The following is a 15,980-nucleotide window of genomic DNA, read 5'->3' as shown; positions in this document are numbered from 1 at the left end:
GGGCTTTCGTGGGCAATCGATTAATTAAGCTTACTTAGTTCTTCAAAGCTTACTGCTTTATCGGTAATTGTGCCAAGGCCGCTCACATACTGAATCACATTCGCCTCTAGCACTACGGATTCCACATCCTTTAGGCGACGGGGGTCGCTGTAGAACCAACGTACCACTTCTTTTGGATCTTCATAAGTTGAGGCTTGCTCTTCAATCTCGGCCTTAATTTGGTCCGGGGTGGCGACCAGATTTTGCTGCTTAACCAGGTCGCTGAGTATTAAGCCAAGGCGAACGCGCTTTTGGGCTTGCTCTGCAAACATCTCCCCTGGGATTGGGGCATCTTTGGCATTGGGAATGCCGCGCTGCATTAAATCTTGGCGCGCCATCTCGACTAAGCGCTCTTGCTCGCTGGCAATCAGTGACTTCGGTACATCGAGTTCGCAGAGTTTTTCAAGCTGATCCATGACTTCATTTTTGAGCAAAGCCGTTGTACGACGTTTGACTTCACGCTCTAAATTCTCACGCACTTCACTGCGCATCTTGGCAACACCTTCGGTTACACCAAGAGAAAGAGCAAAGGCATCATTCACTTCGGGCATGTGGGGCCAATTAACCTGCTTCACCGTGATGGTGAACTCCGCTGTTTTACCAGCGACGTCTTTGCCGTGGTAATCATCGGGGAATTTCAATGGGAAGGTTTTGCTCTCGCCATTTTTGAGGCCCAGTGCTGCTGCCTCAAACTCTGGCAACATACGGCCTTCACCGAGCACAAACTCAAAGCCATCTGCTTTGCCGCCAGCAAACTCCACGCCGTCAATCTTGCCAACAAAGTCAATGGTAATTTGATCTCCAGACTGGGCTGCTAAATTACTGCCGCCATCACCGTGGTCGCTTGCAACGCCGCGCGGATGGTAATGGACCTGTTGTTTGCGCAGCACATCCAGCGCGCGATCAATTTCAGCATCACCAATCGCAGTGGTGTAGCGACTGACCGCTGCTTTACTCAGGTCGCCAATTTTGACTTCTGGCAAAACCTCGAAGAAAGCCTCAAACACAATCGGATCAGCGCCAATTTCACTCTTGGGCTCAAGGCGAGGCTGTCCTGCTAACAAAATGCCCTCTTTCTTGCTCAGTTCAAAGAAGAGTTCAGATGCTTTATCAAATTGCACCTCAAAATCCACTTGCATGCCGTATTGCTGCTCTACGATTTTTTGTGGCACCTTACCTGGACGAAAGCCGGCCATTTTCATGGTCTTGCCAACCTTGGCCAAACGAGCGGCGCGTGCTTTTGCTAAGTCAGCGCGGGGAATTTCCAAGGTCATCTTGCGGTCTAATTGACCTAAATTTTCTATCTGCAAAGCCATTCTCGTCTCTTCTGTAAAGATCAGGTTATGTGAAGCCCAAGCCAAGGTAAGCCTTGTGGTGCGAGGAGGGGGACTCGAACCCCCACACCATTTCTGGCGTCAGGACCTAAACCTGGTGCGTCTACCAATTTCGCCATCCTCGCGAATACCGCAGACAATACCCTGCTTAAACTTCACTCTAAGGGGTCGATTCTACAATGATCAAGGGTTTAGGCTGGTTTAAAGCCGTATTTGAGGATCAGAAGAATCTGACTTAGGCTAGATAAACCAATGCAACGGCATGGACTGCGATACCCTCGCCTCGCCCAAGATGCCCTAATAATTCATTGGTTTTTGCTTTTAGATTGACTTGATTGACTGCGACACCGAGGTCAGCGGCAATATGGACCCGCATCTCAGGCAAAAAGCCTGCTAGTTTGGGTTGTTGGCAAATGATCGTAGCATCGACGTTACCAACCCGGTAGCCAGCCTCCGTAACGCATTCCAGGGCCCGCCTGAGCAAAATGCGGCTATCCATATTTTTGAACTGAGGGTCGTTATCCGGGAAAAGCTGTCCGATGTCATTTAGGCCTGCAGCCCCCAATAAGGCGTCCGTCAATGCATGCAGCAGCGCATCGGCATCCGAATGCCCTAACAACCCTTTCCCATACGGGACCTTGACGCCGCCCAAAATCAGCGGGCGACCCTCCACTAAGGCGTGGACATCGTAGCCCTGACCAATTCGAAATGGTGGCACGAGTTGTTCTGTGGTGCGTCCTGAAGCCATTTCTTCTCCCGCTTTCATCGAGTATTAGGCATTCTGTTGACGGAGAACAAGCTCCATCAGGTCCCAGTCTGCTTGCTGCGTAACCTTAAAGTTCCGTGTTGAGCCCTTGATTAATAAGGGCTTTCCACCTAAACGTTCGACCGCGCTAGCCTCATCCGTCACTTCTGCACGATCCGAAACGGCACTTTCCAGTGCGGCGTATAAATCCGCAAGGCGAAACATTTGAGGGGTTTGTGCCTGCCAAATGGCATCCCGCGAAACCGTGCGCTCAATCCACTCGCCGCTTGGCGCGCTCTGTTTTAGGGTGTCTGCAACCGGCATGGCCAAGATGCCGCCATGGAATCGGTCTCCGGAGTCCGCACCCAAGACGCCATGAATTAAATCTTGAATGGCGCCACTTGTAATACCTGGCCTAGCTGCGTCATGCACCAAAATCCAATCCTCCTCCGGAAGGTCAGCTTCCAGCATTGCCCGCAGGGTATTTAATACGGTTTCTTGACGCGTCGGGCCGCCGGTTGGCAGAAAGTAGTTGGGCTTGGTATTGAGTAAAGCGCTGCTGCTTTCCTGAAACCCAGAAAAATCACCCGATGCGTGCATGCTGGGGCTGACCCCAACCCATATCGATTCAATCTCCGGAGTCGCAATGAGCGCCTCGAGCGCATACGCCAGCATGGGCTTGCCTGCGAGGATTCGAAGCTGCTTCGGAACCGCACCGCCCAAACGAGACCCAGTACCGGCGGTCGGCAAAATCGCATGGCATGAAGAAAGAATATCGCGCATGTCTGATTCTATAATGAGGCCAGATGTCGGATGGAACAAATCAAGCGCCCCCCATACCTGCTCCGCGGGCTGGGCAGCGCTTTACCTTCTCCGGCCTGGTTGGCTCTGCTGATGCTGCCCTAATCGCCCAATCTGCTCTTCGGCACCGGGCTGATTTTTCCGTCATGGTGGTGTTTTGCGCTCAAGCACAAGAAGCGCAGCGCCTCTTAGAGGAAATCCCTGCTTTTGCCCCGCAACTAAAAACACGGCTGCTGCCTGACTGGGAGATCCTTCCCTACGATCATTTTTCGCCCCATCAGGACTTGGTCTCCGAGCGCCTCGCCACCCTCTATGAGATGCTGGCGGGCACCTGTGACATTGTTTTAGTGCCAGTTACTACCGCGCTACAACGGCTGGGCCCACCTGAATTCTTATCTGGCCATACTTTTTTCTTTCGGCAAGGCGATCGCCTCAATGAAAGCGCCCTGCGACTGCAGCTACAACAAGCCGGCTATGACCCAGTCAGCGCCGTGATGCGCCCCGGCGAATATAGCGTGCGTGGCGGACTGATTGATTTATTCCCGATGGGATCTGCTCTGCCGTATCGATTGGATTTGTTCGGCGATGAAATTGAGCAAATCCGGGCGTTCGATCCCGATACGCAGCGCAGTCTGTACCCCGTTAAAGAAATTCGCTTATTGCCAGGCCATGAATTTCCTTTTGATGATGCAGCGCGGACTGCGTTTCGCAATCGCTGGCGTGAAGTATTTGAGGGTGACCCAACCCGTTGCTCCATTTATAAAGATGCCAACTTGGGCATCCCGAGTGCAGGCATTGAATCCTATTTGCCCCTCTTTTTTGACGAGTCTGCCACCCTATTTGATTACTTCCCGCGCTCGGGCGATCCAGTTTGGCTTGTTACCGTCGGCGATGCAGAAGAGGCAATTCGCGGCTTTTGGAAAGACACCGAGCAACGGTATGCATTCCTTAAGCACGATTTAGATCGGCCCATACTGCCACCCAAAGCACTCTTCTTAGACGTTGATCAATTTTTTAGTCTTTCAAAAGTCAGCGCGCGTCTTGTACTCAATCGCAATGGCATTGTTTCGAATGTGGAAGCGAATGAGCCACCCCAGTTTTTATCGGTGCCAGACGTGGGCATTCATCGCCGTGACCATGATCCGATTGGACGATTGCGTCAGCAGGTTGCACAGGCGCATCGCCGCATTGTGATTTGCTGCGATAGTGCGGGTCGCCGTGAGTCGATCCGCGCACTCTTGGATGAAAGCAATTCGGTGTCAAAAGATGGAGGTGGCAACCTATACCCGCTTCAGCCAGTGCTCCTCGATGATTTAGCTTCCTTTATTAAAGGTGCAGCGCCCTTTGCCTTGGTTGTCTCGCCACTTCTCAATGGCTTTGATTGGCCCAGTCAGGGTCTCCTCTTTATTACGGAGGCGGAGCTATTTACGCTCACCACGCGTCAGCGCCGTAAAGACAGTAGCAAAGAGGCAAGCGATCCTGACATGCTCTTTAAGGATTTGGCAGAGCTCAAGATCGGCGATCCGGTGGTGCATGTAGAACATGGCATTGGCCGCTACCAAGGTTTGGTTTTGCTCAACCTCGCCCCTCCAAAAGAAGCGCCTATTTTCGAAGAATTTTTGCATCTCATTTACGCGAACAACGCCACCTTATACGTGCCAGTGCATCAACTCCAACTGGTTACGCGCTATGCTGGCGCAGATCCGGATTCAGCGCCGCTGCATCAATTGGGCTCTGGGCAGTGGGATAAAGCCAAGCGCAAAGCTGCGCAGCAAATTCGCGATACTGCTGCTGAGTTATTAAGCTTGTATGCTGCCCGAGCAATTCGCCAGGGACATGCCTTTGAATATTCGGCGCACGATTACGCTGCTTTTGCCGAAAGCTTTGGCTTTGAAGAAACCCCGGATCAAGCCAATGCCATTGCAGCAGTGATTGGCGATATGACGAGTGGTACGCCAATGGATCGCTTAGTGTGCGGTGATGTGGGATTCGGCAAAACCGAGGTTGCATTGCGGGCCAGTTTTATTGCGGTCATGGGCGGTAAGCAAGTGGCGATACTGGCGCCTACTACCCTACTCGCCGAGCAGCATGTGGCTACCTGGAAAGACCGCTTTGCGGACTGGCCAGTCCGCATCGTAGAACTGTCGCGCTTTAGAACCACTAAAGAAATCAATGCCGCCCTGCAAGCCATCGCAAGTGGCGAGGCCGATATCGTCATTGGTACCCATAAATTGCTTTCAAAAGAAACGCAGTTTGCACGTCTTGGCCTTGTTATCGTCGATGAGGAGCACCGCTTTGGGGTGCGCCAAAAAGATGCGCTCAAAGCATTGCGTGCTGAAGTCGATATTTTGACGCTCACCGCCACTCCCATTCCAAGAACATTGGGAATGGCCATGGAAGGACTTCGGGAGTTTTCGGTTATTGCAACCGCGCCGCAAAAGCGTCTAGCAATCAAGACCTTTGTGCGACGTGAAGGCGATGGGGTTGTGCGCGAGGCAGTATTGCGTGAAATTAAACGCGGCGGGCAAGTTTACTTTTTACACAATGAAGTAGAAACCATTGAGAATCGCCGCCATGCTTTGCAAGCTCTGATCCCGGAGGCCCGGATTAGTGTTGCGCATGGGCAAATGCATGAACGCGAGCTGGAATCGGTGATGCGGGAATTTGTAACGCAGCGCAGCAACATCTTGCTCTGCACCACCATCATTGAAACCGGTATCGACGTGCCTACAGCAAACACTATCATCATGCACCGCGCCGATAAATTTGGCTTGGCACAGCTGCATCAATTGCGTGGCCGGGTTGGTCGATCACACCATCAGGCCTATGCATATTTATTGGTGCCGGATCCAGAGGCGCTGAGTAAGCAAGCCAAATTGCGACTTGATGCGATTCAGGCGATGGAAGAATTGGGCTCTGGCTTTTATCTAGCGATGCACGATTTAGAAATTCGGGGTGCGGGCGAAGTGCTGGGCGATAAACAATCGGGTGATATTCATGAAATTGGATTTCAGCTCTATACCGAAATGCTTAATCGCGCAGTCAAATCCCTGCGCAGCGGAAAAGAGCCTGATTTATTAGCGCCACTGCAAGTCACAACCGATGTCAATTTAGGTGTTCCGGCGCTGTTACCGGAGGATTATTGTCCCGATGTGCATGAACGCCTTTCGCTGTATAAGCGCTTCGCGGGAACCTCTGACTTTTCCGAATTGATGGGCTTACGCGAAGAGTTGGTTGATCGCTTTGGTGATCTGCCAGATCCCGCCAAATCCTTTTATGAAACCCATCGCCTCCGCCTTGAGATGAGTGGCTTTGGTATCAAGAAGATTGATGCAGGGCCCACTGCGATTCAACTCACCTTCATTCCAAATCCCCCGATTGATCCACTGCGCATCATTCAGTTGGTGCAATCCAATAAACAGGTTTTACTCAACGGCCAAGATCGCCTCAAGGTATTGCCCCAAAAAGCGGGGGACTTTGATAAATTGGAGCAGCGCTTAGATCAAATACGCCGGCTTTTAAAGCATTTAAGTACATCCGCCACACTGATGAGCGCCCAATCGTGAGCAGCATACAAAAGCCATCCCTTGCTGAGGCAAAATTCGCTTACTATGGTGTTATGAGTACCCCACTATGAGTCTTGGTCAAATTATTGTTGTCCTATCCACGGCCCCGATTGATCGTGGCCTGTCCAATACCTTGGGCAATTTGGCTACCAATTTAGGTCTATCCCTCAAACCTTACGATCAACAGGGCTCCACCGTGGTTGGTAATACCCACGCGCAGCGCTGGCAAGTATCCCGCGAGCTTGCCCTAACCGAGCGCGAGGCATTTCGGAAATTGGCCTCCACTCTTAGTCTTGACCTCGCATTTTTAGCCCCCACCTTTAATCCCAGTCGCCTACGGATTTTGGCAATGGACATGGACTCCACCTTAATCAATATTGAGTGCATTGATGAGATTGCCGATTTTGCGGGTAAGAAAGCGGAGGTAGCAGCAATTACCGAGGCAACTATGCGCGGTGAGATCGCCAACTTTAGTGAAAGTTTGCGGCGCCGTGTAGCGCTGCTAAACGGCATTTCTGAATCAGTGCTGGAATCAGTTTACCGAGAACGACTCCGGCCTAATCCGGGTGCGATTGAATTGCTCGTCGCGGCCAATGCAGCGGGATTACATACAATTTTGGTGTCAGGCGGCTTTACCTTTTTTACACAGCGCATGCAGCGCGATCTCGGCTTTACCGAAACCCATGCCAATACTTTAGAAATTCAGGATGGCAAATTAACCGGTGTAGTGCTCGGCGATATCGTGGATGCGAGCGGCAAGGCGATGCATGTGAAGAATGCATGCAAGGCCTTGGGCTGCAAAAAGTCTGCAGCTATAACCATCGGTGATGGCGCCAACGATTTACTGATGATGGATGGATCGGGTCTGAGTATCGCCTACCGAGCCAAACCCCTAGTAAAAGAAAAAGCCGACGCGGCGTTTGACCGAGTCGGCTTAGACGCCACACTGGCGTTGATTACGTAACCACCTTCGTTACGCAATCGGTCTGCTTTTACAGACGCTCGAATACTACCGCAATACCTTGGCCGCCACCAATACACATGGTGACCAAAGCGTATTTTCCATTCACACGCTGTAATTCATGAATCGCTTTGGTGGCAATCGCGGCGCCCGAGCAACCAATCGGATGGCCAAGCGCAATCGCACCGCCATTCACATTGGTCTTAGCAGGATCTAATCCTAGACCTTTTGTAACCGCTAAAGCCTGAGCAGCAAACGCTTCATTCGATTCAATCACGTCGATTTGGTCTAGCTTTAACCCAGCGCGCGTCAGTGCAATTTTGGATGCAGGGATGGGACCCTCACCCATGATGTGATTGGGCACACCAGCAACAGCGTAGGACACCAAGCGGGCAATCGGCTTTTGACCGGCTTTCGCAGCAGCATCGGCAGCAGCCAAGACAAAGAAGGCTGCGCCATCATTAATGCCAGATGCATTACCTGCGGTGACAGTACCGCCCTCTTTCTTGAAAACCGCCTTCATCTTACTGAGTGTTTCCATGGTGGTATCGGGCTTGCAATGTTCGTCCGTATCAAACACCACATCGCCTTTGCGTGACTTGATGGTGATAGGAACTATTTGGGACTTGAAGCGACCCTCTTTAATGGCAACCGCGGCCCTGCGATGCGACTCCACCGCAAACGCATCTTGCTCTTCACGGGTCAGCTTCCATTTTTCAGCGAGGTTTTCTGCGGTCACGCCCATGTGTCCAACACCAAATGGATCGGTTAGTACGGCAACCATGAGGTCAATCATTTTGGTATCGCCCATGCGTGCACCACTGCGCATTGCGGGCGAACCGTACATACCGCGGGACATTACTTCAACGCCGCCGCCAACGCCGTAATCGCAATCATTGAGCATGATGGCTTGCGAGGTAGTAACAATGGCTTGCAGGCCAGAGCTGCAAAGGCGGTTTAAGGACATCGCTACCGATTCCATCGGCAAGCCTGCCTGAATCGAGGCAACGCGCGCAACGTAGGCATAGCGACTATCGGTCGGAATGGTATTGCCGACCGTAACGTAATTAATATCCTGGGGATTAACGCCCGACCGTGTCACCGCCTCTTTCATGACAATACCGCCGAGTTCGGATGGCTCCATGCTGCTCAGGCTGCCATTAAAGGCGCCGATGGCAGAACGTACCGCACTTAATACAACGACTTCGCGACTCATAGTAATCCCCTTAAATTAAGCATTCCATCTGAAAAGCATACTTCGCTAAAGGCTTTTTTACCTGATTGCCTACAATTGAGCAATTAGGTCGTGCCCCTGTGTATCTACGATCGTACCGCGCACAAAATCCCCCACCCGGTAGCGTTTGGACGGCTTACTTACCGGCAAAATCCGCACGATACCGTCGATTTCTGGGGCGTCGCCGGCCGTGCGGCCAATACCGCCCGATTCGCTGACGTGGTCAACCAAGATCGGCATGCGCTGACCCACCCGACTTTTGAGGCGATTGACTGAAATTGCTTCGGCTTTGCCCATAAAGCGGGCCTGGCGCTCATCCCGAATCGATTGATTCAAGGCGCCTTCCAGTGCATTGGCTGTGGCACCCGCCACCGGCGAATAGGCAAAGCACCCTGCCCGATCAATTTGCGCTTGATCTAAAAAATCCAGTAAATAGCTAAATTCTTCTTCGGTTTCCCCCGGAAATCCCGCAATGAAAGTACTGCGGATCACGAGCTCCGGGCAAGTTGCACGCCATGCCTGAATTCGATCTAAATTGCGTTCACCGCTAGCAGGACGCTTCATGCGTTTGAGCACATCGGGATGGGCATGCTGCAATGGAATGTCAAGGTAAGGCAAGAGCCCATAGCCATGCTCTTTAAACTCTGCCATGATCGGCAATACGTCATCGACGTGCGGATAGGGATAGACGTAATGCAATCGTACCCAGGCCTGATGCTCGCGCGCAATTTGATTGAGGGCGCTGACCAAATCCAGCATCTTTGTTTTGAGAGGTTTGCCATCCCAAAAACCCGTGCGGTATTGCACATCCACGCCATAAGCGCTGGTATCTTGCGACACAACGAGCAGTTCTTTCACGCCAGACTCAAATAGGCGCTTTGCTTCGAGCAAGACTTCGCCAATCGGCCGAGACACTAAATCACCGCGCATGCTTGGAATGATGCAAAACGTACAGCGGTGGTTGCAGCCTTCCGATATCTTTAAATAGGCGTAATGTTTCGGCGTGAGCTTGACGCCGATGGGTGGCAATAAATCGGTAAACGGGTCGTGGGGCTTGGGCAAATGCAAATGAATTGCTTGCATCACTTCATCTGTGGCATGAGGGCCGGTCACTGCAAGTACTTTGGGGTGAATGCTTTTAATTAAATCAGAGCCATCATCATTTTTACGTGCGCCAAGGCAGCCCGTCACAATCACCTTGCCGTTTTCAGATAAGGCCTCGCCAATGGCTGCAAGGGACTCTTCAACGGCAGAATCAATAAAGCCACAGGTATTGACTACCACCAGGTCAGCGCCTGAATAGTCTTTAGCGGTCTCATAGCCCTCCGCACTCAATTGCGTGAGGATGAGCTCTGAATCAACCAGCGCCTTAGGGCATCCCAAGGAAACAAAACCAACCTTGCCCGCCACAACTAGTCGTTTTCTTTTTTAGGCACGGGGGGTGTAAAAGGAAATCCCTTAAACATACTTTGCGAACTTTGCATCTGCTCTTGCATCTTCATAAACAGATCTTTACTCTGCTCCATGTAGTTGCCCATAAGGCCCTGCATCATTGGGTTCTGCATATTCATGGCTTGTGCCCATGCATCGGTGCCACCCGTAACGCCTTTGGATTGATCGCTTAGCGTCCCATGAATATCTACGAAGGATTGCATGGTTTTTTCCAGGTAGTTGCCCATCAGGCCTTGCATGGAGTTGCCATAAAAACGAATAATTTGCGATAGCATTTGCGAAGAAAAGACCGGGGAGCCGCAGGCCTCTTCTTCCAAGATAATCTGCATCAAAATATTGCGCGTTAGATCGTCTTCGGTTTTGGCATCCACTACCTTGAATGCCTCATTCGCCATCACCAAGCCTTTGATGTCAACTAAGGTCACATATGTACTGGTTTGCGTATCGTAAAGGCGGCGATTAGGATACTTCTTAATCAGCCGCTCTTCACCCGCTCGTTTTGTTCTGGTTGCCATATCCCCACTCCTTCGCACTACACAAATGCCATAAACGACAGTTTAGCTCCGGAATTATCCCGTATGGATGCCGCCGTTGAGGGAAAAATCGGCGCCGGTAGCAAATGCAGCGTCATCCGAGGCAATATAAGCACACATCGAGGCGATTTCATCGGGGGTTCCCAGGCGCTTTACAGGGATGGCGGCAACAATTTTTTCCAGCACATCCGGCCGAATTGCCTTGACCATATCGGTTGCGATATAGCCAGGGGAGACCGTATTGATCGTGACCCCTTTTCCGGCCACTTCTTGCGCCAGGGCCATCGTAAAGCCATGTAAGCCAGCTTTAGCGGTGGAGTAATTGGTCTGCCCAAACTGCCCTTTTTGACCGTTGACGGAGGAAATATTAATAACTCGACCCCAGTTATTGTCGATCATGCCTTCGATCACCTGCTTGGTGACGTTAAACAAGGAATTGAGGTTGGTGTCGATGACCGCCTTCCAATCCTCTGGCGTCATTTTACGAAAGACACTATCCCGCGTAATGCCGGCATTGTTGACCAAAATATCAACGCGGCCCACCTCGGCTTTGACTTTGTCGAATGCCGCTACAGTCGATGCCCAGTCCGATACATTGCCCTCCGAAGCGATAAAGTTATAGCCTAGCTCTTTTTGTTCGCCTAGCCAACGATCACGTCGTGGAGAGTTTGGTCCGCAGCCAGCGATAACCAAGTGCCCTTTTTTAGACAGCCGCTGGCAAATCGCAGTACCAATTCCACCCATACCACCAGTTACATAAGCAATTCGTTGTGTCATCGTATTACCCTCTTCTCTCTATGTGTGTTGCGTCTAAAAGGTATTGCATTGATTCATACTGCTTACTTAGCTTGATTCGTCGACTTTTTCTTTGACATACTTACCTGGGGCCGCTATCCCTTTTTTATACTTTGCACTTCCAAAGCTATTGCTAGCCTTCACTTGCTTGCCGCCAAATTGGGCGAGCCATTCAGCATAGTCTGGCCACCAACTACCGCGAATATCCTTAGCGCCCGCAAGCCAATCTTCTGCCTTGGCTGGTAATTTGGCATTGACCCAGTAGTGGCGTTTATTTTTTGCAGGCGGATTAATCACGCCAGCGATGTGGCCGGATGCCCCAAGTACAAAGCGGTTTTTGCCTTTGAGAATTTGCGTCGAACGATAACCGCTATGCCACGGAACAATATGGTCATCGTGTGATGCATAAATGTAAGCTGGGCAATCAATTAATGACAGGTCAACTTTTTCGCCGCACACCTTGAGCTTGCCTGGCTTTACTAATTCATTTTGCAAGTAGGTGTGGCGGAGATACCAGCAATACATAGCGCCCGGTAGATTGGTAGAGTCTCCATTCCAATAGAGCAAATCAAATGGCGGCGGTGAATTGCCTTTGAGGTAATTTTCAACTACGTAGTTCCACACCAAATCATTGGGGCGCAAAAAGGAGAAGGTATTGCCTAGATCTAGCCCAGACATCAAACCAAACTGGCCTTGCTCGCCGCCGATGGTATTTTCGCGAAGCTTAACGGTGTCCTCATCAACAAAAATATCTAAGATTCCGGTGTCACTAAAGTCGAGCAAGGTCGTTAACAAAGTTAGGCTGGCCACCGGCTTTTGTTTGCGCGCCGCTAATACTGCTAAGGCGTTGCTCACCAAGGTTCCGCCGACGCAAAAGCCCAGCAAATTAATTTGATCTAGACCGCCGATCTCTTTCGTTACTTCGATGGCTTTAATGACGCCATCGCCAATGTAATCATCCCACGTCACCTTAGCCATCGATTTGTCGGGGTTTTTCCATGAAACCAGAAAGACCGTGTGGCCCTGGCTCACCATGTAACGCACCACCGAGTTATCGGGCTGCAAATCGAGGATGTAGTATTTATTAATGCATGGTGGCACCATCAAAAATGGGCGCTCAAATACGTTCTCGGTTAGCGGCTTGTATTGAATCAGCTCAAACAAGTGATTGCGAAAGACCACGGCACCTTCGGTGGTGGCTAAATTTTTGCCAATCTCAAAAGCCGTTTCATCGGTTTGCGAAACTTTGCCTTTTTTTAAATCGCCCAGTAAATTCAGAATGCCGTTTTGAATCGATTGCCCCTGCGAGCTAATGATGTGCTCGAGCACTTCTGGATTGGTCGCCATGAAATTCGATGGTGAAAGTGCGTCGACCATTTGCAACGTGCTGAACAGAATGCGCTGCTTACTTTTTGCATCGGTCTCGACTGCTTCAGCCAATTCCATTAAGTGCTTGGCATTGAGCAAATACATTCCTGCAATGGCCTTACTCCATGGCGATTGCCATGCTTTGCCAGAAAAACGCCGATCTTTAATTTCGAGGGAGCCTGGATTGCTAACGTAGGCGGCTAATTCAGTCATGTAATGCTGCTGAATTTCGGACAAGCGCTCGGGCGGGATTAACGCCATATGTTGCGGTGCCAAACTTGGCGACTTCCCAGATGGTATTCCAGTAAACATGCTTTTCTCTATTCTCAACCAGGCAGGCCGTACCGGCTTGCCGCACATACCCATTCTCGTTTGAATGGGGCACAAGGGTTATAAGCACTAACCCTAGCCCTAGAGCTTATGCCCTCGCTTAGCAGCGCCAGATAAAGGCGGCAAATCGCCCAGAAAGACCATCGCGGCGATGGGAAAAAAAGTCGGTTTGATCGCGAACCGTACAAAATTCGCCGCCATAGATATGGGTCAGGCCCTTGCTGAGTAAGCGTTGCCGGGCCAATTGATATAGATTGGCCCAATACTTACCGGGTTTGCCGTCGATCGCCATAAATGCATCAGCGGCTATTGGCAGGCCCTGTTTTTGACCATATTCATGAAACGCCGCACGTACATCTTCACCCACCTCAAATGCCCTTGGACCAATCGCCGGGCCGAGCCAGGCAAGGTATTGGCCAGTATCGCCCAGCCCCGTTTTTGCCTGCATCGTATCCAACGTGTTTTCGAGAATGCCGCCCAATAAGCCGCGCCAGCCCGCATGGGCGGCGCCAATTACCCCGCCATCCGGGCTACTAATTAAAACGGGCAAGCAATCGGCTGCCATTACCGTCAGGACGGTATTGGGTTTGGTGGTGACCGCCGCATCGGCCTCAATGACCTCTTCAGTGGAGGCCAAATCCGCGTCCCAAACCCGGGTGCCGTGGACCTGCTTGAGCCATACCGGCTCGGCTGGGAGCAAAGCCCGCACACGAGCACGATTTTCACTGACGGCAGCGGCCTCATCGTTGACGTAGCGACCCAAGTTGAGGCTATCAAAGGGCGCTTTGCTGACGCCCCCAACTCGAGTAGTACAGAACGCCCCGATCTGAGGTGGAACTGGCCAATTCGGAACAAGCACCCGCAGCCCATTGATGACCTGAAATTGACTGTCGTGCTTACTCATGATGCAAGAGGCGTTTCTAGTTTTGGCTCGTCAGGTAAATCCGCAGCAGTCATCCCAACAGCTGGCAATAAAGCATTTAGATCGTCTGGCGGCAAGCGGTACCACTGCACTACTTGCTTGCTTTCTGGGTGAATGAGGCTCAAGGCATAGGCATGCAATGCTTGTCGATACAAAGGTAACTCTTTGGCTACGTTCGGCGCCTTCTTGCGATAAACCGGATCACCCAAGAGGGGAAATCCCAAAGACTCTAAATGCACCCGAATTTGATGGGTCCGCCCTGTTTCCAGGCGGCACTCTAGGAGCGATACCGGCGCTTGTGCAAAGTGACCATTAGCCAATCGACGGTAGAGCGTAATTGCAGGCTTACCTTGAATCGAATGTACTGCCATTTTGAGTCGATCACGTTGATCGCGTGCCACCATGGCCTGAATCTTTCCTTGCGCTGCTGGCGTTCCCCATACCCAAGCCAAGTAGCGGCGCCCGACTGTGCGCTCTTGCAGTTGGCGGACCAATGCCGTTTGCGCCAGATCAGTCCGCGCCACCACCATAAGGCCTGAGGTCTCTTTGTCGAGGCGATGGACAATACCGGCCCGAGGTAACTGTACAAGCTCAGGGTAGCGAAATAACAAACCATTGAGCAATGTTCCAGACCAATTGCCCGCAGCAGGATGGACCACTAAGCCTGCGGGTTTATTAATCACAATCAAGCTCGCATCTTCATGCACCACATCCAGGGGAATATCCTCGGCCTGAAACGCAAATTGCTCGGGCATTTCTTGGGGATAGACTTTGACGCTCTCGCCGCCCCGCAATAAGTAACGGGCTCGCGTGACCTTGCCGTCGACGGTCACTGCCCCTGCTTCAACCCAGGTTTTTAAGCGATTTCGGGAATAATCGGGCAAAGCCCCGGCCAAAACCTTATCTAGGCGCTCGCCAGATGCCTCCCACGGAATTTCTAGGGCAATGAAATCCTCTTCATCGATATAATCAACTGGATTCGAATCAGGAGTTTTCGGCAATGCCACGCTTGAATTACCCATATGTAGTTACAGCCGACAGTGTAAGGCCTACAAACGTAAGCCCGAATGGTTTGCCATCCTCCTCCCGCATTAGCAGCTTGCTGCTGGGATTTGCCTTAGTTGCCACCCTATTTATTAGCGGTTGCGCAAGCGATGGCAATAAAGACGAGACCGATGGCTGGTCTGAGACCAAGCTGTACAGCGAAGCTACTGAAAAACTCAAAGACAATGACTTTGCAAAATGCGGAACGTATTTTGAAAAGCTCGAGGCGCGCTTCCCCTTTGGCCCTTATTCGCAGCAAGCGCAAATCAATGCCGCCTATTGCTACTGGAAAGCCAGCGAACAGGCGCAAGCCTTGGTTGCTGTAGATCGCTTCATCAAGCTCCACCAAGGCAGTCCTAATCTGGATTACGCCTTCTACCTCAAAGGCTTAATTACTTTTAACGATGATCTGGGATTTTTAGGCAAGTTCACTGGTCAAGATTTAAGCGAGCGTGATCCTAAGGCAGCCCGTGAGGCATTCGAGGCATTTAAGGTAGTAGTGGATCGCTTTCCAAACAGTAAATATGCACCGGATGCGCTTGACCGGATGCGCTACATCGTCAACTCCTTGGCAGAGGCGGATGTCATCGTCGCGCGTTATTACTTTCAGCGTGGTGCCTACCTAGCTGCAGCAAACCGTGCGCAGCTCGTACTCAAAGACTATGACCGCGCACCTGCGGTAGAAGAAGCGCTTTACATTCTGATTAAGTCATATGAGCGCTTGGGCATGACTGATTTAAGCACGGACGCTATTCGGGTGTTTAAGCTCAACTTTCCTGATAGCCAAATGCTCCTTACTGGACAGCGCGTCAAGAAAGAGCGCTCGTGGTGGCAAATCTGGAATAGATAACGTTTA

13 protein-coding genes and 1 tRNA gene are annotated in these 15,980 nt (G+C 51.3%); 3 read left to right on the top strand and 11 right to left on the bottom strand.

The window, feature by feature from the left end; translation table 11 throughout:
• Nucleotides 1–20: 20 nt before the first annotated feature.
• From tig to ispD, 4 genes are all read right to left on the bottom strand, one after another.
• On the bottom strand, nt 21–1,355 hold the full coding sequence (tig, locus tag AOC34_RS04895) for a trigger factor (protein ID WP_108469028.1): 1,335 nt from the start codon (nt 1,353–1,355) through the stop codon (nt 21–23).
• A 56-nt stretch (nt 1,356–1,411) separates the two neighbouring features.
• Nucleotides 1,412–1,498, bottom strand: a tRNA-Leu gene (locus AOC34_RS04890).
• A 110-nt stretch (nt 1,499–1,608) separates the two neighbouring features.
• A complete protein-coding gene (ispF, locus tag AOC34_RS04885; protein WP_108470056.1) occupies nt 1,609–2,121 on the bottom strand; it encodes a 2-C-methyl-D-erythritol 2,4-cyclodiphosphate synthase in 513 nt (170 codons plus the stop codon).
• 24 nt (nt 2,122–2,145) lie between these two features.
• Entirely contained in the window at nt 2,146–2,901 is a 756-nt protein-coding gene (gene ispD / locus AOC34_RS04880) for a 2-C-methyl-D-erythritol 4-phosphate cytidylyltransferase (protein WP_108469027.1), read from the bottom strand.
• 23 nt (nt 2,902–2,924) lie between these two features.
• On the opposite strand from ispD, the gene mfd reads away from it, so the two are divergent.
• Entirely contained in the window at nt 2,925–6,485 is a 3,561-nt protein-coding gene (gene mfd / locus AOC34_RS04875) for a transcription-repair coupling factor (RefSeq protein ID WP_108469026.1), read from the top strand.
• 67 nt (nt 6,486–6,552) lie between these two features.
• Nucleotides 6,553–7,449, top strand: a complete 897-nt coding sequence (serB, locus tag AOC34_RS04870) for a phosphoserine phosphatase SerB (protein WP_108469025.1) — start codon at nt 6,553–6,555, stop codon at nt 7,447–7,449.
• A gap of 28 nt (nt 7,450–7,477) precedes the next feature.
• On the opposite strand, the gene AOC34_RS04865 is transcribed toward serB, so the two are convergent.
• The 7 genes from AOC34_RS04865 to AOC34_RS04835 all read right to left on the bottom strand — a co-directional run bounded on the left by AOC34_RS04865 (nt 7,478) and on the right by AOC34_RS04835 (nt 15,087).
• The gene (locus tag AOC34_RS04865) at nt 7,478–8,662 is read right to left on the bottom strand and encodes an acetyl-CoA C-acyltransferase family protein (protein WP_108469024.1); all 1,185 of its coding nucleotides are present in this window, start codon (nt 8,660–8,662) and stop codon (nt 7,478–7,480) included.
• A gap of 69 nt (nt 8,663–8,731) precedes the next feature.
• Nucleotides 8,732–10,090, bottom strand: coding sequence for a 30S ribosomal protein S12 methylthiotransferase RimO (gene rimO, locus AOC34_RS04860; RefSeq protein ID WP_108469023.1), 1,359 nt, complete (start codon nt 10,088–10,090; stop codon nt 8,732–8,734).
• 2 nt (nt 10,091–10,092) lie between these two features.
• Nucleotides 10,093–10,647, bottom strand: a complete 555-nt coding sequence (gene phaR / locus AOC34_RS04855) for a polyhydroxyalkanoate synthesis repressor PhaR (RefSeq protein WP_108469022.1) — start codon at nt 10,645–10,647, stop codon at nt 10,093–10,095.
• A gap of 54 nt (nt 10,648–10,701) precedes the next feature.
• A complete protein-coding gene (locus AOC34_RS04850; protein WP_108469021.1) occupies nt 10,702–11,442 on the bottom strand; it encodes a 3-ketoacyl-ACP reductase in 741 nt (246 codons plus the stop codon).
• Between the two features lie 66 nt (nt 11,443–11,508).
• The gene (phaC, locus tag AOC34_RS04845) at nt 11,509–13,140 is read right to left on the bottom strand and encodes a class I poly(R)-hydroxyalkanoic acid synthase (RefSeq protein WP_108469020.1); all 1,632 of its coding nucleotides are present in this window, start codon (nt 13,138–13,140) and stop codon (nt 11,509–11,511) included.
• Between the two features lie 118 nt (nt 13,141–13,258).
• Nucleotides 13,259–14,062 carry a peptidoglycan editing factor PgeF gene (pgeF, locus tag AOC34_RS04840; protein WP_108469019.1) on the bottom strand — a complete coding sequence of 268 codons (804 nt, stop codon included), beginning with the start codon at nt 14,060–14,062 and terminating at the stop codon, nt 13,259–13,261.
• On the bottom strand, nt 14,059–15,087 hold the full coding sequence (locus AOC34_RS04835; RefSeq protein WP_234408157.1) for an RluA family pseudouridine synthase: 1,029 nt from the start codon (nt 15,085–15,087) through the stop codon (nt 14,059–14,061). Before AOC34_RS04835 ends, pgeF begins: the two co-directional genes overlap by 4 nt.
• Here AOC34_RS04835 and AOC34_RS04830 point away from each other — a divergent pair.
• Nucleotides 15,081–15,974, top strand: coding sequence for an outer membrane protein assembly factor BamD (locus AOC34_RS04830; RefSeq protein ID WP_108470055.1), 894 nt, complete (start codon nt 15,081–15,083; stop codon nt 15,972–15,974). The genes AOC34_RS04835 and AOC34_RS04830 overlap by 7 nt on opposite strands.
• Nucleotides 15,975–15,980 lie beyond the last annotated feature (6 nt).

Origin of the sequence: Polynucleobacter difficilis, assembly GCF_003065365.1 — a bacterium.
Classification (GTDB): domain Bacteria; phylum Pseudomonadota; class Gammaproteobacteria; order Burkholderiales; family Burkholderiaceae; genus Polynucleobacter; species Polynucleobacter difficilis.
This window is presented reverse-complemented; position numbering and strand designations above follow the sequence as displayed.

Coding starts and splice junctions, on each gene's coding strand:
- mfd (WP_108469026.1), top strand. CDS start 2,925: ATGTCGGATGGAACAAATCAAGCGCCCCCCATACCTGCTCCGCGGGCT.
- AOC34_RS04865 (WP_108469024.1), bottom strand. CDS start 8,662: ATGAGTCGCGAAGTCGTTGTATTAAGTGCGGTACGTTCTGCCATCGGC.
- ispD (WP_108469027.1), bottom strand. CDS start 2,901: ATGCGCGATATTCTTTCTTCATGCCATGCGATTTTGCCGACCGCCGGT.
- AOC34_RS04830 (WP_108470055.1), top strand. CDS start 15,081: ATGCCACGCTTGAATTACCCATATGTAGTTACAGCCGACAGTGTAAGG.
- pgeF (WP_108469019.1), bottom strand. CDS start 14,062: ATGAGTAAGCACGACAGTCAATTTCAGGTCATCAATGGGCTGCGGGTG.
- tig (WP_108469028.1), bottom strand. CDS start 1,355: ATGGCTTTGCAGATAGAAAATTTAGGTCAATTAGACCGCAAGATGACC.
- phaC (WP_108469020.1), bottom strand. CDS start 13,140: ATGTTTACTGGAATACCATCTGGGAAGTCGCCAAGTTTGGCACCGCAA.
- ispF (WP_108470056.1), bottom strand. CDS start 2,121: ATGGCTTCAGGACGCACCACAGAACAACTCGTGCCACCATTTCGAATT.
- AOC34_RS04850 (WP_108469021.1), bottom strand. CDS start 11,442: ATGACACAACGAATTGCTTATGTAACTGGTGGTATGGGTGGAATTGGT.
- serB (WP_108469025.1), top strand. CDS start 6,553: ATGAGTCTTGGTCAAATTATTGTTGTCCTATCCACGGCCCCGATTGAT.
- phaR (WP_108469022.1), bottom strand. CDS start 10,647: ATGGCAACCAGAACAAAACGAGCGGGTGAAGAGCGGCTGATTAAGAAG.